The organism is Kitasatospora sp. NPDC058063 (genome assembly GCF_042885395.1).
GTDB classification, from domain to species: domain Bacteria; phylum Actinomycetota; class Actinomycetes; order Streptomycetales; family Streptomycetaceae; genus Kitasatospora; species Kitasatospora lactacystinica.
This window is the reverse complement of the sequence record NZ_JBHVSD010000019.1, coordinates 88,012-114,571: the sequence shown is the minus strand read 5'-3', so window position 1 is coordinate 114,571 and position 26,560 is coordinate 88,012. Positions and strand designations below refer to the sequence as shown.

3 protein-coding genes are annotated in these 26,560 nt (G+C 74.1%); 2 read left to right on the top strand and 1 reads right to left on the bottom strand.

The window, feature by feature from the left end:
- Nucleotide 1: 1 nt before the first annotated feature.
- The gene (locus ACFVUY_RS29170; RefSeq protein WP_387734850.1) at nt 2-22,978 is read right to left on the bottom strand and encodes an SDR family NAD(P)-dependent oxidoreductase; all 22,977 of its coding nucleotides are present in this window, start codon (nt 22,976-22,978) and stop codon (nt 2-4) included.
- A gap of 858 nt (nt 22,979-23,836) precedes the next feature.
- On the opposite strand from ACFVUY_RS29170, the gene ACFVUY_RS29165 reads away from it, so the two are divergent.
- Together ACFVUY_RS29165 and ACFVUY_RS29160 are read left to right on the top strand one after the other, a co-directional pair.
- Nucleotides 23,837-25,006 (top strand): cytochrome P450, encoded by a 1,170-nt coding sequence (locus ACFVUY_RS29165; RefSeq protein ID WP_387734847.1) that lies wholly within the window; start codon nt 23,837-23,839, stop codon nt 25,004-25,006.
- 292 nt (nt 25,007-25,298) lie between these two features.
- Nucleotides 25,299-26,468, top strand: coding sequence for a copper resistance D family protein (locus ACFVUY_RS29160; protein ID WP_387734844.1), 1,170 nt, complete (start codon nt 25,299-25,301; stop codon nt 26,466-26,468).
- The last annotated feature ends 92 nt before the right edge of the window (nt 26,469-26,560 follow it).

Here is a 26,560-nt window from a genome sequence, read left to right as displayed (position 1 = left end):
GCTACTCCTCACCGTTGCGGGACTCGCCCGAGCGGATGACCTCGGTCCTGCGGTGCGCATCGTCCAAGAGGCTGAACAGTTCGTCGTCGCTGGCCTCGTCGACACCGGCCGCGGAGCCGGTACGTCTGGCGGTCCAGGCCGCGAGAAGTGCTTCGAGGCGGGCCGCGACGGTCTCGTAGTCGGCGTCGGCGGCTGCCGCGTTCAGCGTCGACTTGAGCCGGTCGAGTTCGGCGAGCAGGGGGTCGGGTTCGGTGCCGCGCAGCCGCGTGTGCACGAAGGCGGCGAGGCGGGCCGGTGTCGGGTGGTCGAAGACGAGCGTGGCGGGCAGGCGCAGGCCGGTGTCCGCGTCGAGCTGGTTGCGCAGTTCCACGGCGGTGAGCGAGTCGAACCCGATGTCGGTGAACGCCTGGTCGGGGTTGACCGCCTCCGGTGACGAGTGCCCCAGGACGAGGGCGACCTGGCCCACGACGAGTCGCAGCACGTCGGCCTGCGTCCACACGCGGTCGGCGGCCTGCCTGCGCCGGGGCCGTACCAGCTCCCGCAGCAGGGCGGGCGGGTCGCCGGCGCGGCGCAGCGCCGGCAGGTCGAACCTGACGGGGACGAGGGCGGGGGTGCCCGCGGTCAGCGCGGCGTCGAACAGGGCCAGCGCGTCCGGCGTCGGCAGCGGCCGTACGCCGGCCCTGGCCAGGCGGTGCCGGTCAGTGGCGGTCAGACCTCCGGTCATGCCGCTGGCCTCCGCCCAGTAGCCCCAGGCGAGCGACACGGCCGGCTGTCGCTGGGCGTGCCGGTGTGCGGCGAGGCCGTCGAGGTACGCGTTCGCCGCCGCGTAGTTCGCCTGGCCCGCGCCGCCCAGCACACCGGCCGCCGACGAGAACAGCACGAACGCCTCCAGGTCCGAGGTCAGTTCGTGGAGGTGCCGCGCCGCGAGGGCCTTCGGCTCCCACACGCGTGCGAACTGCCGCGGGGTGAGGGATTCCACGACGGTGTCGGCCAGCGTGCCCGCGGCGTGGATCACCGAGGTGACCGGGTGTTCGGCGAGCAGCCGCGCCACCGCCTCGCGGTCGGACACGTCGCACGCCACGATGTCGGCGGTCGCGCCCAGCGCGGCCAGGTCGGCGGTCAGCGCGGCCGCGCCGGGGGCGTCCGGGCCGCGCCGGCCGACCAGCAGCAGGTGCCGCACGCCGTGCCGTACGGCGAGGTGGCGGGCGATCGTGCCGCCCAGGGTGCCGGTGCCGCCGGTGACGAGCACCGTGCCCTCGGGGCTGAGCGGCGAGGGCAGCGGTTCGGTCCGCGCCCGTTCGAGGCGGGGGACGTGAACGGCGCCGGCGCGGATCGCGAGCTGGGGTTCGTCCCCGGCCAGCCGGACCTCGTCGCCGTCGTGACCGTCGACCAGCACGAACCGGCCGGGGTGCTCGGTGGCGGCCGACCGGACCAGGCCCCAGACGGCGGTGGCCTGCGGGTCGACGTCCTCGCCCGGCCGAACCGGCACGGCGTTGCGTGTGGCGACCACCATGCGCGGGGTGTCCGTGGTGAGGAAGTCCTGGATCACCCGCAGCGTCTCGACGGGCGAGGTGGCGTGGTGGACCGGGATGTCCGGTTCGGTGGTCGCCGTTTCCAGGACCGGCCACGCCACCTGGTACGGCACCTCCTGCGTGGTGGCCCCGGCCGGCCGGCGCAGGGTCAACGAAGCGATCTCGGCGACCGGCGCGCCCGACTGGTCGGCGAGGCCGATCGCGCAGGTGTCCTGGCCGGTCATGGTCAGCCGGACCCTGGCGTGCTCGGCGCCGCGCCACCAGGAGATCCCGGCGAAGGAGAACGGCATCTTCGCCCGGTCGTCGGCGACTGTCACGATCTGGATCGCGGCGTCGAGCAGGGCGGGGTGCAGGGCGAACCGGGTGTCGCCGGAGGGTACGGCCACCTCCGCATAGAGGGTGTCGCCGTCGCGCCAGGCCGCTCGCAGGCCTTGGAAGGCCGTGCCGTAGGCGAATCCGGCGTCGGCCAGGTTGTCGTAGAAGGCGTCGAGGTCGACGGCTTCGGCGTGCGGCGGCCACTGCCGTGCCCAGGGCTCCGGTGGTGCGGCGGGTACGGCGGGTACGGCGGGTACGGCGCCCAGGGTGCCGGTGGCGTGCCGTACCCACTCGCCGTCCGCGCGCGAGTGGATCGAGACGCTGCGCCGGCCCGCCCGGTCGGGGCCGACGGTCACGGACACCTGCACGCCGTCCGCGACCACCAGCGGTGTCTCCAGCGTCAGGTCCTCGACCGCCGGGCGGCCGACGTGTTCGCCGGCCCGGAGCGCCAGGTCCACGAACGCGGCGGCGGGCAGCAGGGGCGAGCCGGAGATGACGTGTTCGGTGAGCCACGGCTGCGCGGCGGTGGCGAGGTGTCCCGTCAGCACCACGCCGTTGTCGTCGGGGAGTTCCATGGCGTCCCGCAGCAGCGGGTGGTCGATCCGGCCGTCACCGGTCGGTGCCGGGGTGGTGGGGTGGAGCCAGTAGTGCTGGTGCTGGAAGGCGTACGAAGGCACCCGCACGTCCGAGGTCCCCGCCGTCCCCGCCGTCGCCGGAGGCGTCCAGCGCACGGCGCCGTCCGCCCACAACCGCCCCAGCCCCGCGAACAACCGCTCCGGAGAATCACCACCACGCCGCATCAACCCGGTCCCCACCAGCAACGGATGCGGACCCACCTCCACGAACCCCGTGACCCCCTGACCCGCCAGCCACTCCATCGCCTCGGCGAACCGGACCGGCTCCCGCGCCTGCCGCACCCAGTACCCGGGCTCCCCCATCTCGGCCGGACGCCCGGTCACCGTGGAGACCACCGGGATCACGGGCTCACCGAACGACAGACCCGCGACCACCTCACCGAGTTCCTCCAGCACCGGATCCATCCGCGCCGAATGGAACGCGTGACTCACCTCCAGCCGCCGCACCCGGCGCCCACGGCCACGCCACACCCCAGCGACCGCCTCGACCGCCGCCTCGTCGCCCGACACCACCACCGCGTCCGGCGCGTTGACCGCCGCCACCTCGGCCCCCGGCACCAGCGACCCCAGCACCTCCTCCGCCGACGCCTGGAGCGACACCATCGCCCCACCCCCGGGCAACCCCTGCATCAACCGGCCCCGCGCACCCACCAGCACACACGCATCCTCCAGGCCCAGGATCCCCGCCACATGGGCCGCCGCGACCTCACCGACGGAATGCCCCACCACAAAGTCCGGCCGCACACCCAGCCACTCCACCAGCCGGAACAGCGCCACCTCCAGTGCGAACACCCCGGCCTGCGTGAACTCCGTCTCCCCGAGTACGCCTTCCCCGTCCTCGAACAGCACCTCCACCGGCAGGCCCAGCAACCCGCACACCTCGTCCAGCGCCCGGGCGAACACCGGGAACTCCCGGTACAACTCCCGCCCCATCCCCGCCCACTGACCACCCTGACCGGAGAACACGAACGCCGACCGGCCCGGGGAGGCAGTGCCCGTGACGATTCCGGGCTGTCCGTCGATCAGTGCGTCCAGGCCGGCCGGGTCCGTCAGCACGGCACGGTGCGGGAACCGGGCCCGCGTGGCCAGGTCCGCGGCCACCTCGGCCGGTGTGACCTCGGGGTGCTCGGCGAGGAACCCGCGCAGCCTGCGGGCCTGGTCGCGCAGGGCCTCGTCGGACTTGGCCGACAGCAGCCACGGCACCGGCACGACGGCCGCAGGGGCGGGCGCGGAAGCGGCGGGGGACTCGGACGTCGACGTCTCCTCGGCCGGCTCCGGGGCCGGTGCCTCCAGGATCACGTGCGCGTTGGTGCCGCTGATGCCGAACGCCGAGATGCCGGCGCGGCGCGGGTGGCCGCTGTCGGGCCAGGGCCGGGCCTCGGTGAGCAGCCGGATGTTGCCGGACTCCCAGTCGACGTGCGAGGTCGGCGCGTCGACGTGCAGCGTCGGGGGCAGTTCACCGTGCCGCATCGCCATGATCATCTTGATCACACCCGCCACACCGGCGGCGGCCTGGGTGTGGCCGATGTTCGACTTCACCGACCCCAGCCACAGCGGCTCCACCCGCCCCTGACCGTACGTCGCCAGCAGCGCCTGCGCCTCGATGGGATCACCGAGCGTCGTCCCCGTACCGTGCGCCTCCACCGCGTCCACCTCGGACGCTTCCAACCCGGCATTGGCGAGGGCCTGACGGATCACCCGCTCCTGCGACGGACCGTTCGGCGCGGTCAACCCGTTCGACGCCCCGTCCTGGTTCACCGCCGAGCCCCGCACCACCGCCAGCACCCGGTGACCGTTGCGGCGGGCGTCCGACAACCGCTCCAGGAGCACGACACCCGCACCCTCACCCCACGCCGTCCCGTCGGCCGCCTCGGCGAACGCCTTCACCCGACCGTCGGCCGCGAGCCCCCGCTGCCGCGAGAACTCGACGAACCCCGACGGCGTCGCCATGACCGTCACACCACCGGCCAACGCCAGCGAGCACTCACCCGAGCGCAGCGCCTGCGCCGCCAGATGGATCGCCACCAGCGACGACGAGCACGCCGTGTCCACCGACACCGCCGGACCCTCCAGCCCCAGCAGGTACGACACCCGCCCGGAGGTCACACTCGTCGCCGTGCCCGTCGAGAGGTAGCCCTCCAGGTCGGGCGGCTGTGCCCCGGCGCCGTAGCCGGATGCCCAAATGCCGGTGAAGACGCCCGTCCGGCTGCCCCGCAGCGACGTCGGATCGATCCCCGCGTCCTCGAACGTCTCCCACACCGTCTCCAGCAGCACCCGCTGCTGCGGATCCATCGCCAACGCCTCACGCGGCGAGATCCCGAAGAACGCCGCGTCGAACTCGGCGGCGGCGTCGAGGAAGCCGCCCCACCGCGTGTACGACTTCCCCGGACCACCGGCCGGGTCGTAGAGACGACCCACGTCCCACCCACGGTCCGACGGGAAGTCCCCCACCGCGTACACGCCACCCGACACCAGACGCCACAGCTCCCGCGCCGAGCCCACCCCACCCGGGTAACGGGCCCCCAACCCCACGACCACGACGGGGTCGTCCGACACCGGAACCCCGACCGGCACGGGTGGGGCAGGGGCCTGGCGCCGGGCACCGACCAGGAGGTCGCGCAGGTGGCCGGCCAGCGCGCCGGGGGTCGGGTGGTCGAAGACCATCGTCGCGGGCAGCCGTACCCCGGCGACCGCGGACAGCCGGTTGCGCAGTTCCACCGCGGTGAGCGAATCGAAGCCCAGGTCCTTGAAGGCCCGCTCGGCGCCGACGGCCGCGGCGTCGGTGTGGCCGAGGACCGCGGCCGTCTGGCCGGTGACCAGTGCCAGGACGCGGCTGTGCTGCTCGGTCTCGGACAGGGCCGCCAGTTCCCTGCCCAGGCCCGGCCGGTCCGTGCGCCGGGCGGACCGGGTACGGGTGAGGCGGCTGAGCAGGGGGCGGCCGGCCGCCGCCGACAGGTCGAGGTGTGCGGGGACCAGCGCGGGATCGGCGGCGCCCAGGGCCAGGTCGAACAGTGCCAGCGCCTGGTCCGTGGGCATCGGCAGCACGCCGGCGCGGGCGAGGCGCCTGCGGTCGGTGTCGGTGAGGTGTTCGGTCAGGCCGCTGGCCTCGGCCCACTGTCCCCAGGCCAGCGACACGCCCGGCAGACCCAGGGCACGCCGGTGCACGGCGAGGGCGTCCAGGAAGGCGTTCGCGGCGGCGTAGTTCGCCTGGCCCGGGCCGCCCAGCACACCGGCGGCGGACGAGAAGAGCACGAACGCGCTCAGGCCGAGATCCTTCGTCAGCTCGTGCAGGTGCCAGGCGGCGTCGGCCTTGGGCCGCAGCACCCGGTCGATCCGGCCGGGCGTGAGGGATTCGACGACGCCGTCGTCGAGCACCCCGGCCGCGTGCACGACCGCGGTCAGCGGGTGTGCGGCCGGGATCGAGTCCAGCACGGCCGCCAGCGTGTCCCGGTCGGCCACGTCGCAGGCCACCACCTCGGCGTCGAAGTCCACCTCCGCCCCGCTCCTGCTGAGCAGGAGCAGGTGCCGGATGCCGTGCCGGTCGCGCAGGTGCCGGGCGACGAGGCGGCCCAGTGTTCCGGTGCCTCCGGTGATCAGCACGGTGCCGTTCGGGTCGAGCGGGCCGGGTGCCGGGGCCGCCTCGGCCCGTACCAGGCGGGCGGCGCGGGCGGCGCCGTCGCGGACGACGAGCTGCGGTTCGTCCCCCGCGACGAGGACGCGGTCGTCGGTGTCGACGAGCACGAACCGGTCGGGGTGTTCCGCCTGGGCCGCGCGGACCAGGCCCCAGACGACGCTGGACGGCAGGTCGACGGGGTCCGGCCCGACCGCCCCGCGGGTCACGACGGCCAGCCGGCCGTCCCCGTCGCGCAGGAAGTCCTGGAGCACGCCCAGCGTCTCGGCGGCGACGGTGTGCGCGGCCGCCACGGGGTCTCCCGCCGGGGGCGTGACGTGGTGGACGGCCGGGGGTTCGCCGGTGCTCTCGACGGGCACCCAGTCGAGGCGGAAGAGCTGGTTGGTCCCGGCGGCCGGCATGCCCGGCGGCCGGTGGCGCACGGTCAGCGCGTCGATCGCCGCCAGCGGCCCGGAGTCGTCGGCGAGCGCGACCCGGAAGGTGTCGGGGCCGGTGGGTGTGAGGCGGACCCGGGCCGTGGAGCCGGCCTTCCGCATCGACACCCCGGCGAAGGAGAACGGCAGGCGGCCGGCCGCCAGCAGGGTCAGCGGCTGGAGTGCGGCGTCGAGCAGCGCGGGGTGGAGACCGAAACGGTCGCGGGTGTCGGCGGGCAGCGCCACCTCGGCATAGAGCTCGTCGCCCTGCCGCCGGATCTCGCGTACGCCCGCGAACACCGGCCCGTACTCGTAGCCCTGGGCGGCGAGGGTGTCGTAGAAGTCGGTCAGGTCGACGGGCTCACCGGCCGGCTGCCAGGGCTCGCCGGTGTCGTACGGGCGGGGGTGGTCGCCGGTCGCCAGCATGCCGGTGGCGTGCCGCAGCCAGGTGCCGCCCGTCCGGGAGTGCACGGTGACGGGGCGTCGGCCCGCGCCGTCCGGTGCGCCGACGACGACCTGGACCGGCACGGAACCGTCGTCCGGCAGGATCATGGGGGCTTCCAGCACCAGTTCGTCCAGGACGTCGTAGCCCGCCTGCCGGCCTGCGTGCATGGCGAGTTCGACGAACACGGTGCCGGGCAGCAGCACGGAGCCCAGGACGACGTGGTCGGCCAGCCAGGGCCGGGTGGCCGTCGAGAGCCGCCCCGTGAGCAGCACGCTCTGGTCCCCGGCCAGTTCGACGACGGCCCCGAGCAGCGGGTGACCGGCCGATTCCAGTCCCGCCGCCGACACGTCGCCCTTCGCGGCCACGGGGTTCAACCAGTACGGCCGGTGCTGGAAGGCGTACGTCGGCAGCGGGACGTGGTGGGCCTCGCCGGGGAGGACCGGCGTCCAGTCGACGGCCACGCCTTGCGTGTGCAGGCGCGCCAGGGCGAGGTGGAATTCCTGCCGGCCGCTGCCGCGGCGCAGCGTGCCGGTCACCACGCCGTCCATCACCGGCACCAGGACGGGGTGCGGGCTGACCTCCACGAACACGCCGTGCCGGTCCTGCGTGAGGGCCTCGACGGCGAGGTCGAAGCGTACGGGTTCGCGGAGGTTGCGGTACCAGTAATCGGCGTCGAGGGCGGAGGTGTCGACCGGCTCGCCGGTGACGGTGGAGTAGAAGGGGACGTCCGCGGTCCTCGGCTCGATCCCGGCGAGGTCGGTGAGCAGTTGCTCGCGGATCGCCTCGACCTGGACGGAGTGGGCGGCGTAGTCGACGGGCAGGCGGCGGGCACGGATGCCGTCGGCCTCGCAGGCCGCCAGCAGTTCGTCCAGCGCGTCCAGATCGCCCGATACCACCACGCTGTCCGCGGAGTTGACCACCGCCACCGTCAGCCGGCCGTCCCAGCGGGCCACGAACCCGGCGGCCCGCTCATGCCCGAGGCCCAGGGAAACCATGCCGCCCCGGTCGGCCAGCACCGCCAGCGCCTTGCTGCGCAGGGCGACCACCTTCGCGGCGTCGTCCAGGGACAACGCCCCCGCCACGTACGTCGCCGCGATCTCCCCCTGCGAATGCCCGACGACGGCATCGGGTTCCACACCATGGGCACGCCACAGTTCGGCCAGCGCCACCATCACCGCGAACAGGGCGGGCTGCACCACATCCACCCGCTCCAGCGACCCACCACCGACCAGCACTTCCACCAACGACCAATCCGTGTACGGCGCCAACGCCGCCCCACACGCATCGATCGCCGCCCGGAACACCGGCTCCGAGCCGTACAACTCCCCGCCCATCCCCACCCACTGCGCCCCCTGCCCCGGAAACACGAACACCGACCGACCCGGCGAACCGGCCACCCCCGTGATGACGCGGGGGTCTCCGTCGGCGAGGGCGGCCAGTTCCGCCATGAGGTCGGTCCGGGTGCTGCCCACCAGCGCCGCCCGGTGGGCGAGCATGGCGCGGGTGGTGGCGAGGGCCCGGCCGATCGCGGCCGACCGGAGTCCGGGGTGGGCGGTGAGGTGGTCCGCGAGCCGTCGGGCCTGGGCGCGGAGGGCGTCGTCCGTCTTGCCGGACAGCAGCCACACGGTGGGCTCCGCGGAGTCGTCCGCGGCGGGTTGTTCGGGGGTTTCGTCCGGGAACTGTTCGATGACGACGTGGGCGTTGGTGCCGCTGGCCCCGAAGGCCGAGATGCCCGCGCGGCGGGGACGCCCCGTCTCCGGCCACGGCCGGGCCTCGGTCAGCAGCCGGATGTCACCGGTGTCCCACTCGACGTGCGGCGTGGGCTCCTGGACGTGCAGCGTCGGCGGCAGTTCGGCGTGCCGCATCGCCATGACCATCTTGATCAGGCCGGCCGCGCCGGCCGCCGCCTGGGTGTGCCCGATGTTCGACTTCACCGACCCCAGCCACAACGGCTCGTCCCGGTCCCGGCCGTACGTCGCCAGCAGGGCCTGCGCCTCGATGGGATCGCCAAGCGTCGTCCCCGTACCGTGCGCCTCCACCGCGTCCACCTCGGACGGTTCCAGCCCGGCATTGGCCAGGGCCTGGCGGATGACGCGTTCCTGGGAGAGGCCGTTGGGCGCGGTCAGCCCGTTGGACGCCCCGTCCTGGTTCACCGCCGAACCCCGCACCACCGCCAGCACCCGGTGGCCGTTGCGACGGGCGTCCGACAACCGCTCCAGCAGCACCAGCCCCGCACCCTCACCCCAGGCCGTACCGTCGGCCGTCGACGAGAAGGGCTTGCACCGGCCGTCGGGGGCCAGGGCGCGCTGGCGGGAGAACTCCGTGAACTGGAGGGGGGTCACGCTCACGGTCACCCCGCCGGCCAGGGCGAGTGTGCACTCCCCCGAGCGCAGTGCCTGCGCGGCGAGGTGGATCGCCATCAGTGACGAGGAGCAGGCGGAGTCGACGGACACAGCCTGGCCCTGGAGGCCCAGCAGGTAGGAGACCCGGCCGGAGGTGATGCTCGGCGAGATGCCGGTGGCGAGGTAGCCCTCGGTGTCGGGCGGTGCCTGGTCGGGGCTGCCGACGTAGCCGGAGGACCAGATGCCGGTGAACACACCCGTCCGGCTGCCCCGCAACGACGTCGGATCGATCCCCGCATGCTCGAACGTCTCCCACGCGGTCTCCAGCAGCACCCGCTGCTGCGGATCCATCGCCAACGCCTCACGCGGCGAGATCCCGAAGAAATCCGCGTCGAACCCCGCCGCATCCGCCAGGAACCCACCCGACCGCGTGTACGACGTCCCGGGATGATCCGCGTCCGGATGGAACAACCCCTCGACATCCCACCCCCGATCCGACGGGAACGCCCCGATCGCATCCACCCCACCCGACACCAGGCGCCACAGCTCCTCCGGCGACCCCACCCCACCCGGATACCGGCACCCCATGCCCACGATCACCACCGGATCGTCCGACACCGACACCGCGGGCACCACCGGCACCACCGGCACCACACCCTTTGCCGCACCGGAGAGTTCGGCCGTGAGGTGGTCGGCGAGGTCGGCGGGGGTGGGGTGGTCGAAGACGAGGGTCGCGGGCAGCCGCAGGCCGGTGGCGCCGGCGAGGCGGTTGCGCAGTTCGACGGAGGTCAGGGAGTCGAAGCCGAGGTCGCGGAAGGCGAGTCCGGGGGTGATCGCGGCGGCGTCGGAGTGGCCGAGGACGGTGGCGGTGTGGGCGGCGACCAGGGACAGCAGGTCCGACGCGGGGGCCTTCGGCGTCGGCAGGGTCTGCGGCATCGAGAGGTCGGCCGTGGTCAGCGCGGGACGTCCGGAAGCCAGCGCGGTGTCGAACATGGCCAGGGCCCGTTCGGTGCTGATGGGGCGGATGCCCTGGCGGGCGAGGCGTTGGCGGTCGGCCGCGGTGAGGTGGGCGGTCATGCCGCTCTCCTGCTCCCAGTAGCCCCAGGCCATCGACACGGCGGGCAGTCCGAGGGTCTGCCGGTGTGCGGCGAACGCGTCGAGGTAGGAGTTCGCGGCCGCGTAGCCGGCCTGGCCGGCGTTGCCGAGCACACCCGCGGCCGCGGAGAACAGCACGAAGGCGGCGAGGTCGTGCTCGCGGGTCAGCTCGTGCAGGTTCCAGGCGCCGTCGACCTTGGGACGCAGCACCTGGTCGAGCTGCTCCGCTGTCAGCCGTTCCACCACGGTGTCGTCGAGCACGCCGGCCGCGTGGACGACGGCGGTGAGCGGATGCTCGGCCGGGATCGAGTCCAGTACGGCCGCCAGCGCGTCCCGGTCCGCGACGTCACAGGCCACGACCCGCACGTCGACGTCCCCTTGCCGCTCCAGGTGCGGCACCGCGCCGCCGCCGCGGCTGACGAGCAGCAGGTGCCGTACCCCGTAGCGGGACACCAGGTGCCGGGCGACGGCCCGGCCGAGGGTGCCGGTGCCGCCGGTGATCAGCACGGTGCCGTCGGGGTCGATCGGCCGGGGGACGGTGAGGACGATCTTGCCGGTGTGGCGGGCCTGGCTCATCAGCCGGAAGGAGGCGACGGCCTGGCGGAGGTCCGCGGCGGTGACCGGCAGCGGCTCCAGTGTCCCGTCGGCGACCATCGCCACGACCTTGGAGAGGATGTCGCCCTGCCGCGCGGGGTCGACGTCGTTGAGGTCGAAGGCCCGGTAGATCAGGCCCTCGGGTGAGCGGACGTCCGTCCTGCCCAGCTCGACGAACCGTCCGCCGTCGGCGAGCAGCCGCAGGGAGGCGTCGGTGAGTTCTCCCGCGAGCGAGTTGAGGACGACGTCCATGGCCGGGAACCGCTCGGCGAACCGGGTGTCGCGGGAGGAACCGATGTGGTCGTCCGCCAGTCCGAGGCGCCGCAGGGTGTCCCACTTGGCGGGGCTCGCGGTGGCGAAGACCTCCGCGCCGCTGTTCAGGGCCAACCGGATGGCGGCCATGCCCACACCGCCCGCGCCGGAGTGGACCAGGACCCGGTCTCCGGGGCGCAGTTCGCCGAGGTCGAACAGCCCGTACCAGGCGGTGGTGAAGGCGACAGGTACCGACGCCGCCTCGGTGAAGCTCCAGCCCTCGGGGATCGCCGTCAGGAGCCGGTGGTCGGCGACCGCGCGCGACCCGAAGGCGCCGGGCATCATTCCCATGACGCGGTCGCCGGGCCGCCAGGCCGTGACGCCGGGGCCGACCTCGATGACGGTACCGGCCCCTTCGCCGCCCAACGGGGGCCGGTCCGGGTACATGCCGAGGGTGATGAGCACGTCGCGGAAGTTCAGGCCGGCCGCGCGTACGGCGACCCGTACCTGTCCGGGTTCCAGCGCGGCCTCCTGCCAGGACAGCAGGGCCAGGTCGTCCAGTTGCCCGGTGCCGGACTCGCTCAGCCGGTACACGCCGTCGGGGGCGGTCGGTTCCGGCGCGTACCTGGCCTGCCGCGGCACCAGGACGCCTTCCCGGCGCAGGGCCAGTTCGGGTTCGTCGCCGGCCGTCATGGCGGCCCGGACCGCGTCCTCCTCGGACGCGTCGCCCATGTCGACCAGGACGAACCGGCCGGGGTGCTCGGCGGCGGCGCTGCGGACCAGGCCGCGTACGGCCGCGCCGGCCACGCCGCGGGTCAGGACGGCCAGGCGCGCGTCCGTCCGCTCCGGCTGCCCGGCCAGGAAGTCCTGGACGAGCGCGCGGGCCCGCTGGACGAGGGCGTGCACGGAGTCCGCGTCGGCTTCCGCGGCGAGTACCGGGCTCGGCACCACCTCGGTCGGTGGGCCCGCGATGAGGGGTACCCACTGGGTGTGCAGCACCGTGGCCCGGGCCTCGGCGGCCGGACGGACGGTCAGCGCGGTGATGTCCGCGACCGGGTTGCCGGACAGGTCGGTCAGGGTCGCGCGGTAGGTGCCGGTGCCCGTGCGGACCAGGTGGACCCGGGCGGACGACACACCGGTGGTGTGCACGGCGACGCCAGAGAAGGAGAACGGCAGCCGGACCCGGGTGTCGGGGCTGAGCAGGATCAGCGGCTGGAGTGCGGCGTCCAGGAGCGCGGGGTGGATGCCGAAGCGGGCGCCGTCGGGGACGGACACCTCGGCGTACAGTTCGTCCTCGCCCCGCCACAGCTCCCGCACGCCCCGGAACGCGGGGCCGTACTGGTATCCGAGTCCGGCGAGGTGGGCGTAGAACGCTTCGGGGTCCACGGGTTCGGCGTTCCTCGCGGGCCGGGCGGGGCGACCGGGCATCACCCGGCCGCCGAGGGTTCCGGACGCGTGGCGGACCCAGCCGTCGCCGCCCTTGGCGTGCACGGTGACCGGTCGGCGGCCGGCGTCGTCCGGGGCGCCGACCGAGACCTGGATGTCCGTGGGTGCGTCGGAGAGCGCGAGGGGCAGGTGCAGGACGAGGTCGTCGAGGGTCCCGCCGGCCAGGGTGGCGAGTTCGAGGAAGGCGGTGCCCGGCAGCAGGACCGTGCCGTCGACGGCGTGGTCGGCCAGCCAGGGGTGGGTGCGGGTGGAGACGCGCCCACTGTGCACGGTGCTCCCGTCGGGCAGTTCGACCGTGGTGCCCGCCAGCGGGTGCCCGGTGGCGTGGTCGCCGGCCGCGGCGGTGAGCCAGTAGGTGCTGCGCTGGAAGGGGTAGCGCGGCAGCCTGACGCCGTGCGGGCGGTCGTGCGGCCAGGTCACGGCGACGCCCTGGACGTGGAGGCGGGCCAGGGCGGTGTGGAATTCCCCGATGGCGCCGTGGTCGCGGCGCAGGGTGCCGGTCGCCACGCCGTCCAGGTCCTGCACCAGCACCGGGTGCGGGCTGACTTCCACGAACACCTCGTGGCCGTCAGCGGTGAGCCGGGCGGTGGCCAGGTCGAACCGTACGGGTTCGCGGAGGTTGCGGAACCAGTAGCCGGCGTCGAGGGCGGAGGTGTCGACCGGCTCGCCGGTGACCGTGGAGTAGAACGGGATCGCCGCCGAGTGGGGCGTGATGCCGGCCAGTTCGGTGAGCAGTTGCTCGCGGATCGCCTCGACCTGCGCCGAGTGCGCCGCGTAGTCGACGGGGATGGCGCGGGCGCGGATGCCGTCCCTGGCGCAGGCTGCCAGCAGTTCGTCCAGGGCCCCGGGTTCGCCGGACACGACGACGGTCGAGGCGGAGTTGACCACCGCGACGGTGATCCGGTCGCCCCAGGGGCTCAGGTAGCCGGCGGCGTCGTCCGCGGACAGCGCGACCGAGACCATGCCGCCGTGTCCGGCCAGGGCGACCAGGGCCTTGCTGCGCAGGGCGACCACCTTCGCGGCGTCCTCCAACGACAACGCCCCGGCCACGTACGCGGCCGCGATCTCGCCCTGCGAATGCCCGACGACGGCATCGGGTTCCACACCATGGGCACGCCACAGCTCGGCCAGCGCCACCATCACCGCGAACAGGGCCGGCTGCACCACATCCACCCGCTCCAGCGACCCACCACCGGTCAGCACCTCCACCAACGACCAATCCGTGTACGGCACCAACGCCGCCCCACACGCATCGATCGCCTCCCGGAACACCCGCTCCGAGCCGTACAACTCCCCACCCATCCCCACCCACTGGGCACCCTGCCCCGGAAACACGAACACCGAACGACCCACCGGGCGGGCGGTCCCGGTGACCAGACCCGGCGCCGTGCCGCCCTCGGCCAGGGCGTCCAGGGCCGCGGCGCTGCCCACCACCACGGCCCGGTGCTCGAACACGGTGCGGGCGGCCAGAGCGCCCCCGACCGCCGCCGGGCTCACCTCGGGATGCGCAGCGATGAACGCGCCCAGCCGGCCCGCCTGCTCCCGCAACGCCGCCTCGGACCGGGCCGACAGCGGCCAGAGGACCTGGTCGTCCGCGCGGCCCCGGGGAGAGGGTGCGGCGGAATCGGCCTCGGCGGGCTGTTCGAGGATGCTCTGCTCGATGATGACGTGGGCGTTGGTGCCGCTGATGCCGAAGGCGGAGACGGCGGCCCGCCGTGGCCGCCCGGTCCCGGGCCAGGCGACCGGTTCGGTGAGCAGGCGGACCGCGCCGGAGGCCCAGTCGACGTGCGGGGTGGGCGCGTCCACGTGGAGGGTTGGCGGCAGTTCGCCGTGCCGCATCGCCATGATCATCTTGATCAGGCCCGCGACGCCGGCGGCGGCCTGGGTGTGGCCGATGTTGGACTTCACCGACCCCAGCCACAACGGCTCCACCCGGTCCTGGCCGTAGGCGGCCAGCAGGGCCTGCGCCTCGATGGGATCGCCGAGCGTCGTCCCCGTACCGTGCGCCTCCACCGCGTCCACCTCGGACGGCTCCAACCCGGCATTGGCGAGGGCCTGACGGATCACCCGCTCCTGGGAGGGGCCGTTCGGCGCGGTCAGGCCGTTGGAGGCGCCGTCCTGGTTGGTGGCAGAGCCCCGGACGACCGCCAGCACCTCGTGGCCGTTGCGGCGGGCGTCGGACAGGCGTTCCAGCAGCAGCAGGCCCGCGCCCTCGGCCCAGCCCGCCCCGTCGGCCGCGGCAGCGAAGGACTTGCTGCGGCCGTCGGGCGCGCTCGCCCCCTGCCGGGACATCTCGGTGAACAGCGTGGGTGCCGCGTTGACGGTGACGCCGCCGGCCAGGGCCAAGGAGCATTCTCCCGAGCGCAGCGCCTGGGCGGCCAGGTGCAGGGCCACCAGGGACGACGAGCAGCCGGTGTCCAGGGACAGTGCCGGGCCGAGCAGGCCCAGCTGGTACGCCAGCCGGCCGGACCCCACGCTCGACGCGGTGCCGGTGACCTGGTAGCCCTCCAGGTCGTCGGGGACCGGCCCGGCGGCGTAGCCGGTGGACCACATGCCGGTGAACACGCCGGTGGGTGTGCCCTCCAGCGCGGTCGGGTCGATACCGGCGTACTCGATGGTCTCCCACGCGGTCTCCAGCAGGATGCGCTGCTGCGGGTCCATGGCGAGCGCCTCGCGGGGCGATATCCCGAAGAACGCCGCGTCGAAGTCGCCGGCGGCGTCGAGGAAGCCGCCCCGGGACGTGCTCGACGTGCGGGGGCGGCTTCCCGTCGGGTCGTACAGGCGGTCGATGTCCCATCCCCGGTCGGCCGGGAAGTCGCCGACCGCGTCCACGCCGTCCGCGACCAGCCGCCACAGGTCCTCGGGGGTGCCGACGCCTCCGGGGTAGCGGCAGCCCATACCGATGACCGCGATCGGCTCGTCCGTCGCGGCCGGGGCCGGGGCCCGCGGCGTGTCCTGCTCGCCGGACCCGCCGGACAGGTGGGCGGCCAGCCGTGCCGGGGTGGGGTGGTCGAAGACGAGGGTGGCGGGCAGTTGCGTCCCGAGCGCGGCGGTCAGGCGGTTGCGCAGTTCCACCGCGGTCAGTGAGTCGAAGCCCAGGTCCTTGAACGCCCGCCGGGGGTCGAGCCGCTCGGGGGCGGTGTGTCCCAGCACCCCGGCGACGTGGGTGGTGATCAGCTCCAGCAGGTCGGTGCCGCCGGCGGGGGCCGCGGGTCGGGGGGCCTGCGGCCGGCGGTGGGCCTCGGGCAGGTCCCGCAGCAGCCGGCTCGGCCGCGCGTGGGTGTAGGCACGGGCGAACTGTGCCCAGTCGGCCTCGGTGACGACCGCGAGGGCCTCGTCGTGGTCGAGGACGTCCTGCAGCGCGTCGAGTGCCCGGCCCGGGTCCAGTTCGCCGAGGCCGAGCAGGGTGCGCTGGCGCCGCACGGACTCCAGGGCCGCCATGCCGCCGTCGGCCCAGATGCCCCACGCGACGGAGGTCGTGGCGCGGCCCCGGGCGCGGTGCTGTGCGGCCAGGGCGTCGAGGAAGGCGTTGCCGGCGGCGTAGGCCGCGCCGTGGCCGTCGCCCCACACGCCCGCGGTGGAGGAGAACAGGACGAAGGCGTCGAGGTCCGGCAGGAGTTCCGCCAGGTTCGCCGCCCCGGCGACCTTGGCCGTGACGACCTCGGCGAACTCCGCCGGTGCCGTGTCGGCCAGCCTGGTCGCCCTGATCACGCCGGCGGTGTGGAAGACCGCGCGGATGTCGCCGACGCGCGCGACGAGGTCCCGCAGGGCGTCCCGGTCGGCCACGTCGCACGCCGCCACGGTCACCCGCGCCCCGGCTGCCTCCAGTTCGTCGCGCAGGCCGGCCGCGCCGGGTGCTTCGGGGCCGCGGCGGGAGGCCAGCACGATGTGCTCCGCGCCCTGCCGCGCGAGGCGGCGGGCCAGATGTCCGCCGAGCGCGCCGGTGCCGCCGGTGACCAGCACCGTGCCCCGCGGCCGCCAGGGCCGCGCGGCCGGGCCCGACGAGGCCTTGCGGCGCAGCCGCTTGGCGAAGCGCCGGGTGCCGCGAATCGCCACCTGGTCCTCGCCCGTGCCGGCGAGCACGACGAGCAGCGCGTTCACGCTCTCCTCGTCGGGCACGGCGGGAAGGTCGACCAGGCCGCCCCAGCCGTGCGGGAACTCCAGCGCCGCGGACGCGCCGGTGCCCCACGCCAGGGCCTGGGCCGGGCTGGTGACCGGGTCGGTGCCCGAGGTGCTCACGGCGCCGCTGGTCGCGCACCACAGCGGGACGGCCGCCGTCCTCACCGGGTCCGGGCTGCGCACCGGGTCCAGGGTGCGGACCAGGTCCAGGGTGCGGACCAGGCCCGCCGGGAGCACCGGGTGGTCGGGGTGCGGCTCCTCGTCCAGTGCCAGCAGCGACAGCACACCGTCCGGCCCGGGCCGGGCGTCCCCGGTGCCGGCCGCGTCCCAGGGGTCGGCCGCATCCCAGGTGTCGGCCACCGCGAAGCCCCGTTCGCGCAGGGCCTCGGCCCACGGGTGCCCGGTCGTGGCCAGGACGAGCCAGCGATCCGGGTCCACCGGGGCCGCGGTACCGCTCGTCGGCGTCCATGCCACCTCGTACCGCCAGTCGTCACGGGGCACCGGCGGGGCCGCGGTCACCCAGTAGGGCTCGCGCTGGAAGGCGTACGTGGGCAGGTCCGCCCCGGGTGCGGTGCGGGGCAGGACCGGCATCCAGTCGACGTCGGCTCCGGCGGCGTAGAGGCGTCCCGCCGCGGCGAGGAACTCGGTGAGGCCGCCGTGGTCGCGGCGCAGTGTTCCGGTGGCGGCGACATCCAGCGCGGGCACCAGCACCGGGTGCGGGCTGACCTCCAGGAACAGGTCGTGGCCGTCGGCGGTGAGCCGGGCGGTGGCCAGGTCGAACCGTACGGGTTCGCGGAGGTTGCGGTACCAGTAGCCGGCGTCGAGGGCGGAGGTGTCGACCGGCTCGCCGGTGACCGTGGAGTAGAACGGGATCGCCGCCGAGTGGGGTGTGATGTCGGCCAGGTCGGTGAGCAGTTGCTCGCGGATCGCCTCGACCTGGACGGAGTGGGCGGCGTAGTCGACGGGCAGGCGGCGGGCGCGGATGCCGTCGGCCTCGCAGGCGGCCAGCAGTTCGTCCAGCACGTCGAGGCCGCCGGACACCACGACCGCCGCGGGTCCGTTCACCACGGCGGTGGTCAGCCGCTCGCCCCAACGGGCCAGGTAGCCGGCGGCCTGTTCGACGGACAGCGCGAGGGACACCATGCCGCCCCGGCCGGCGAGGACGGCCAGTGCCCTGGACCGTAACGCCACGACCTTGGCCGCGTCCCGCAGCGACAGCGCGCCGGCAACGTACGCCGCGGCGATCTCCGCCTGGGAGTGGCCGACCACAGCGTCCGGCCGCACGCCGTAGGACCGCCACAGGTCGGCCAGCGCCACCATGACGGCGAACAGGGCCGGCTGCACCACGTCGACGCGGTCCAGCGAGCCGTGGCGCAGTTCGTCGACCAGCGACCAGTCGGTGTACGGGGCCAGGGCGGCGGCGCAGGCGTCGATGCCGGCGCGGAAGACCTCGGACTGCTCGTACAGGTCACGGCCCATGCCCGCCCACTGCGCCCCCTGTCCGGGGAAGACGAACACGGTCCCGCCGGTACGGGCCGGCAGGCCAGACACGCCCGGCATTCCCGGCAGGGCCGGCAGTCCCGACGGGAGTGCGGCCAGGCCGGACAGCAGGTCGTCCCGGTCGGCGCCGACCACCGCGGCCCGGTGCTCGAACCGGGTGCGGGCGGCCAGTGCGCGGCTGATCGCGGCGGCCGGGACGTCGGGGTGGGCGGTCGCGTACGCGTGCAGCCGCTCGGCCTGGGCGCGCAGCGCGGCACCGGTCTTCGCGGACAGCAGCCAGGCGGTGGGGGCGGCCCGGCCGGCGGGTTCGGGAAGGGGGCCGGGGTCCGGGTCGGAGGACTGCTCGATGCTGCTCTGCTCGACAATGAGGTGGGCGTTGGTGCCGCTGATGCCGAAGGCCGAGATGCCGGCGCGGCGCGGGTGCTCGTGCTCCGGCCACGGCCGGGCCTCGGTCAGCAGCCGGACGCCGCCGGAGGCCCAGTCGACGTGCGGGGAGGGGGCGTCTATGTGCAGGGTGCGCGGCAGTTCGCCGTGCCGCATCGCCATGACCATCTTGATCAGGCCCGCGACGCCGGCGGCGGCCTGGGTGTGGCCGATGTTGGACTTCACCGACCCCAGCCACAACGGCTCGTCCCGGTCCCGGCCGTAGGCGGCCAGCAGGGCGTGGGCCTCGATGGGGTCGCCGAGGGTGGTGCCGGTGCCGTGGGCCTCCACCGCGTCCACCTCGGACGGCTCCAGCCCGGCATTGGCGAGGGCCTGACGAATCACCCGCTCCTGCGACGGACCGTTCGGCGCGGTCAACCCATTGGACGCACCGTCCTGGTTCACCGCCGAGCCCCGGACGACCGCCAACACCCGGTGGCCGTTGCGGCGGGCGTCCGACAGACGTTCCAGCAGCACCAAGCCGGCGCCCTCGGCCCAGCTGGTGCCGTCGGCCGCGGCGGCGAAGGGCTTGCTGCGGCCGTCCGCCGCGAGGCCGTGCTGGCGGGAGAACTCGGTGAAGCCCAGCGGTGTCGCCATGATCGTGACGCCGCCGGCGAGCGCCAGCGAGCACTCGCCCGCGCGCAGGGCCTGGGCGGCCAGGTGGACGGCGACCAGGGAGGACGAGCAGGCGGTGTCCACGGACAGCGCCGGACCGCGCAGCCCGAGGTGGTAGGCGACCCGGCCGGACGTGACGCTGGTCGCGACACCGGTGAACAGGTAGCCCTCCAGGTCCTCCGGCAGGCCCGGCCCGGTCGCGTAGCCGGAGGACCAGACGCCGGTGAACACGCCGGTGTGGCCGCCGCGCAGCGAGGCCGGGTCGATCCCGGCGTGCTCGAACGTCTCCCAGGCCGTCTCCAGCACGAGCCGCTGCTGCGGGTCCATGGCGAGCGCCTCGCGGGGCGAGATGCCGAAGAACGGAGCGTCGAAGCCGGCCACCGCGTCCAGGAACCCGCCCCGGGTGGTGTACGTGGTGCCCGCGCCGCGCAGGTCCGGGTCGTACAGGCCGCCCAGGTCCCAGCCGCGGTCGTCCGGGAAGTCGCCGATCGCGTCCACGCCCTCCGCGACGAGTCGCCACAGGTCGTCCGGCGAGGCCACCCCGCCGGGGAGGCGGCAGCCCATCCCCACGATGACGACCGGGTCGTCGTGGGCGGCCTGGGCGATGGGGGCGACCGAGGCGGCGGGGGCCGGCCGGTCGCCGGGGCCGGTGCGCAGCCAGTCGATCAGCTCCGCGGGCGTCGGGTGGTCGAAGACGAGACCGGAGGGGAGTTGCCGGTCCAGGGCGCCGACCAGGCGGTTGCGCAGTTCGAGCCCGGTGACCGAGTCGAAGCCGAGGTCCTTGAAGGTGAGCGCGGGATCGATGTCCGCGGGGTCCTCGTGGCCCAGCACGAGCGCGATCTGCGCGGTGACCACGGCGGCCGCGTCGACCGTGTCGTCCGGCTCGGGGTCGACCGTGCTGCCCGACTCGGGGCCGCCCGTGTCCGTGCCGCCCGTGTCCCTGCCGCCCGCCCCGGTGTCGCGGGTCTCCGGGCCGCCGTCCGGCCGGCCGGGCGCGGCGGTCTCCGTCGCGCGCGTCCCCGGGGCGGCCGGGGTCCGTCCGCTCTGCCCGGCTGTCGCTTCGGGCAGCCAGTACGAACGGCGTTGGAAGGCGTACGTGGGCAGGTCGACCGGCGCGGCCCCGGCGACGGCCGGGGACCAGTCGACCGGCACGCCGGCCACGAACAGCCGGGACAGCGCGGTCAGGAAGACGTCCGGCCCACCCCGGTCACGGCCCAGCGTGCCGGTGGCGACGCCGGGCACGCCGGTCCGCTCGCGGGCCTGTTCCAGAGTCTGTTCGAGGGCGGGCAGCAGCACCGGGTGCGGGCTGACCTCGACCACGACGTCGTGCCCGTCCGCCAGCAGTGCGGCGGTGGCCAGGTCGAAGCGGACCGGCTCGCGCACGTTGCGGTACCAGTAGCCGGCGTCGAGCTCCGTGGTGTCGTCGAGGAGACCGCCGGTGACCGCGGAGTAGTACGGGATGGTGCCCTGCCGCGGCCGCACACCGTCCAGTTCGGTGAGCAGCCGCTCGCGGATCGCCTCGACGTGCGCGCAATGGGAGGCGTAGTCCACCGGGACGACGCGTGCGCGGACACCGTCCGCCGCGCAGGACTCGACCAGTTCGGACAGGGCCTGCGTGTCGCCGGACACCACGACCGAGCCGGTGGCGTTGACCACGGCGACCGTCAGCGCGCCGCCCCAGCGCGACACGTGGTCCTCGGCCAGCTCGGCGGACAGGGCCACGGACACCATGCCGCCCCGGCCGGTCAGCGCCACCAGCGCGCGGCTGCGCAGTGCCACGATCCGGGCCGCGTCGGACAGCGACAGCGCGCCCGCGACGTAGGCCGCGGCGATCTCGCCCTGCGAGTGCCCGACCACCGCGTCGGGCTCGACACCGAAGGAGCGCCACAATGCCGCCAGGGACACCATCACCGCGAACAGGGCGGGCTGCACGACGTCCACCCGGTCGAGCGGCGCGCCGTCCAGGACATCGGCCAGGGACCAGTCGGTGTACGGGGCCAGGGCCTGGGCGCACTCGTCCATGGCGGCCCGGAAGGCTGGGTACGCGGCGTACAGCTCCCGGCCCATGCCGACCCACTGCGCGCCCTGGCCGGGGAACACGAAGACGGTACGGCCCGGGGTGCCGGCCCGGCCGGCGGCGACCTGCTCGGAGTCGAGCAGGACCGCGCGGTGCGCGAAGTGGGTTCTGGTGGTGGCCAGCGCGTGCGCGACCTCAACGCCGGTCAGGTCCGGGTGGCTGCGCACGTGGTCGCGCAGGCGCTCGATCTGCGCTCGCAGCGCCTGCTTGGTCCGCGCCGTGACGATCCACGGCGCCGGCCGGGCCTCGGGGGCGGGCCGCCGGGCCGGCGGCGCGGCCGCATCGGGCGCCTGCCCGACGATCACGTGCGCGTTGGTGCCGCCCATGCCGAACGACGACACTCCGGCGAGCAGGGGCGCGTCCGGCCTCGGCCACGGGGTCAGAGCGGTCTGGACCCGCAGCGCCAATGCGTCGAGGGGGATGCCGGGGTTGGGGGTTTCGTGGTTCAGGCTCGGCGGCAGTGCGCGGTGGTGCACGCTGAGGACGGCCTTGAGCAGACCGACGATGCCCGCGGCGCCTTCCAGGTGGCCGACGTTCGTCTTGGCGGATCCGACCCGCAGGGCGCCGTCGGCGTCGCCGGACCCGGCCGGGTCGCGGTAGGCCGCCGCGAGGGCGGCGGCCTCGACGGGGTCGCCGACAGCGGTGCCGGTGCCGTGCAGCTCCACGTACTGCACATCCGCGGGACGCACGCCGGCACGGGCCAGCGCCTCGCGGATGACCTGTTCCTGGGCCTGCGCGCTGGGCACGGTCAGGCTCCGTGTGGCGCCGTCGTTGTTGACCGCGCTGCCCCGGACGACACCGTAGACGCGGTCCCCGTCGGCCAGGGCCCGGTCCAGCGGTTTCAGGACGAGGAAGGCGCCGCCCTCGCCGCGGACGAAGCCGTTGGCCCGGGCGTCGAAGGTGAAGCAGCGGTCGTCCGGGGACAGGCCGCCGAACTCCGCCGCTCCCTCCTCTCGGGCGGCGGTCAGGTTGAGGTTCACCCCGCCGGCCAGGGCGAGCGCCGACTCGCCGCGGCGCAGGCTCTCGACCGCCAGATGAACCGCGACCAGCGCCGACGACTGGGCCGTGTCGACCGTCATGCTCGGTCCGCGCACACCGAGGAAGTGCGAGACGCGGTTGGCGATGACGCCCCGGCTGGTGCCGGTCAGCGTGTGCGGCGTGATGTGACCGGGGTAGGCCAGGGACGTGTAGTCCTCCCACATCGAGCCGACGAACACCCCCGTCGGACCGCCCGTCAGCGTGCTCGGCACGATCCGGGCGTCCTCCAGGGCCTCCCAGGCGAGTTCGAGCATGAGCCGCTGCTGCGGGTCCATGCCGGCGGCCTCGCGGGGGGACACACCGAAGAACGCGGCGTCGAAGCCGTCCACCCGGTCCAGGTAGCCGCCGTGCCGTACGCCCTGCCGGCCCGCGGGCGGCGCGGTGATCGCGTCGGACCCGTCGCACAGCAGTCGCCAGAACGCCTCCGGATCCGGGGCTTTCGGCAGCCTGCCCGCCATTCCGATGACAGCGACACGATCAGCGTCCGAATCCAAGGGGAAGCGCATCACATCGACACCTCGTGAGCCGGGGAATGAAGGAAGGCAGGGGGGGTGTTTCCGTAGCAGTCCCGATGGTGCGGCTCCGGCCGCGCAAGCAGCCGGAGCATCGAGCGCGCGGGCAGCCCGGCGGCCCGGTGGTATCCGAACCCGGACTCGACGGCGCTTCGGGCGCCTGGATCAGTGGAGCGGTCCCTCGAAAGCGACAGCGCTGGCGACGCTCTCCGAGGAAGATGCACTGGTGAGCTGAGCGTGGGGGCCGGGGCGATGATCGCCCCGCCGCGCAGACGAGCATGGCAGCAACATCACGCCGTCGCCATAGGCCATGCGGAGGCTGTCTCAAACGAGGCACATCACAACGTCATATGCCTGCACGACCAAGGCGCCGTGGCGAAATCCGTCCCGTGCCCCATGAAACGCGCCGATTCTCAACGACGGCCCGTCGCAGTGTCCGCCGGCGGACCCGCCGGCGAATCTGCCGGTGAACCTGCCGGTTCGGTCACAGTAGTTCGTCCACACCCCGAACCGTCATGACCGGGCCGGGTTCACGGGCACCGTCGACGCCGCCGGTGACAACGCCCTAGAATCCCCTTCGCACTCGCGCAGAAGAACGTCCTCGACCGCCATCCGCCCACCCGGGAAGACCTCCGCACGGCGATCACCACCCGGATCGAGCGAACCGAGCACCGGCGCCACCGACGGCTCCGGCCGAACCGTTCGACCCCCCTCGACGTCGAGACGATCGCGAAGCGCCACCGCCCCCCCGGCGGCACACAACCCAGCTGTCACCGATCCGCGCACCGGCCCCGGCCGTTCGCGCCCGGCACCCGGCGCCCGGACCTGGTGACATCCAGTCAGGAGGCAGCGATGCGAGCCACGTTCCCCCTCACCACACCGCACCACCTCGACAACGAGCCCGAAGCCGAGGCCCTGCTCGCGAAGGCCCCGGTCGTCCTCGCATCGATGGGTACGGCGGACGTCTGGCTCGCCCTTTCCTACAAGGCGGTGCGCCAGGTCCTGAGCGACAGCCGGTTCAGCCGGGAGGCGGCCACACTTCCGGGCAGCCCGCTGAAACTGTCCGTCGCCGCCGACCCGCTACTGGTCACCAGCCTGGACGGCGAACGCCACGCCCGCCTGCGCAAACTGATGTCGCAGGCGTTCAGCCCGCGCATGGTCGATCAGCTCGAACCACGCGTGCAGTCCATCGCCGACTCCCTGCTCGACTCCCTCGATCCAACCGCGGATCTTGTGGCGGGCCTCTGCGCTCCACTGCCGTTGATGGTCATCTGCGAGCTGCTCGGCGTGCCCTACTCCGAGGCGGAGGCCATCCGCAGGTGGACCAGGCGGCTGTTCGTCACGAACATCACTCCGGACGAACTGCGGGCCGCACAGGGCGAGATGCAGGACTGGCTCGCCGACCTGGTCCGTCAGAAGCGGGCGCAGCCGGACAACGGGCTGATCTCGGCGATGGTCGCCGCCAACGACGAGGGCGACCACCTCACCGAACCCGAGCTGCTGGCCAACCTCGAAGGCCTGCTGATCGCCGGCCACGAGACGACCGTCAACCAGCTGGGCAACTCGTTCCTGACCCTGCTGCGCCACCCGGACCAACTCGCGCTGCTGCGGTCGTCACCGGACCTGATCGGACCGGCGGTCGACGAACTACTGCGCTACAGCAGGCTCTTCACCTCGGCCGAGGTCCGCGTCACGACCGAGCCCGTCGATCTGGAGGGCGTCGAACTGGGGGCGGGCGAACCGGTGCTGCCGGTCATCGTCGCGGCCAACCGCGACCCCGGCGTGTACCCGGATCCCGGCCGCTTCGACATCACGCGCGAAGGACCGGCAGCACACCTCGCCTTCGGGCACGGGCCGCACTTCTGCCTCGGCGCGATACTGGCCCGCCGGGAGATGCGGGTGGCGATCGGCTCCGTGGTGAAACGGTATCCGGGACTGCGCCTCGCCGTTGACGAGTCCGAGCTCACCTACGTACCGGAACTGGTCTTCCGCGGCCTGCAGGCGCTGCCGGTCACCTGGTGATCCGCGGCCCCTCGCCGCCACCACCGTCCTCCTCCTCCGCTACGGCCTCGCGCTCACCCGCAAGGAGGCCGCCACTCCCGCCACGGCCGTGCCGGCGAGCGCCCGACCCGGCGCCCCCGGGGGGACCGAGAGCCATCGGACTCCGGTGGCCTGCAACCGTCGCACCAGGCGAAATGGCGACGGGGCGCTCCTCGGAGTGCGGACCGATCAGCAGCTCACAAGTTGATGACGATTGAACAATCGGGGCCCTCCAGGCGACTTAGGAGATCCTTATTTAGGTTAGCCTCACCTCATGCATCACGCCCTGTTGGCCGCGGACACGGCCGGATACACCATGCCCCAGCTCTGGCGGATCCTCACCAAGGCCGGCTACTTCATCGGCCTCAGCGGAGCCCTCGGCGCCACCATCACGTACGCGACCACCGTGCGCCCGGCACTGCGTGCGCCGGAAACCAGCCGCCAGGATGCCGAGGTCCTGCGAAGTAGATCCGCGACCTACCTCGCCTGGGCAGGGGTGGTGCTGCTGGTCGCCGGCTACTTCCAGCTCGCCGCCCGTCTCGCCCGCGCCGGCAAGGGCATACCGTTCGGCGATGCCCTCGCCCCGGACCGGATCTGGGACTACCTCCACGCCCCGGCCGCGAAGGGCGCCTGGATCGCCCAGGGCACCGTCTACCTGGTCCAGAACGCGGTCCTGGCCGTGACGGCCGCAACGCTGATCGCCCTCTTCGTGCCCGCTGCCCGCCGCCACACGGACGCCATCGCCCTCACCGCGCTGCCGCTCTCCCTCGCCGTCACCCTGATCGCGGCCGTCCCCGCCACCAAGCCCGCCAACCTCGACCGCTGGCTCGACCTCGCCTTCGACCAGACCCACATCATCTCCGGCGCCGTCTGGCTCGGTGGCCTCGCCCTCCTGGTCGCGCTCGCCGGCACCCGTGGCCGCCTCGGCGACGGCGCCGGTCTTCTCTGGGCCGACAAGTGGCGCCGGTTCAGCCTCGTCGCCATGATCTGCGTCGGCGCCGTCACCATCTCCGGCCTCTGGCTCAGCTGGAAGCACGTCGGTGCGATCTCCCAGCTGTGGACCACCGGCTACGGCATCGCCCTGCTCGTCAAGATCCTCCTGGTCGCCGGCCTCGTCGCCGCGGGCGCCTTCAACCAGTTCTGGCTGATGCCCCGCATCGCCCAGGCCCGCCGCGCCGACGACACTTCCTCCCTGCTCCACCTGACCCTGCGGCACTTCCCGAAGGTCGTCTGGGGCGAGGTCGTTCTCGGCATCGCCGTCCTCCTGGTGATGCCCTTCATCGCCGGCTCCGCCCGCACCGAGGCCGGCAGCGCCAAGGCCGTCTCCTCCGGCAGCATCTTCGCCGGCGGCGCCGCCCTCGTCATCGCGCTGGCCGTCTCGCTCTACGCCACGGCCAGGGCTTCCGACGCCCTCTCCCACCGCCCGGCGGCAACGACCGCCTGAACAGAACGCCCACACCGAGCCGCACAAGCGGCCGGGGAGATGGGGCCGTACGGGGCCCGCTCCGCATGTCGAAGCCCCCGCCGGATCGGCGG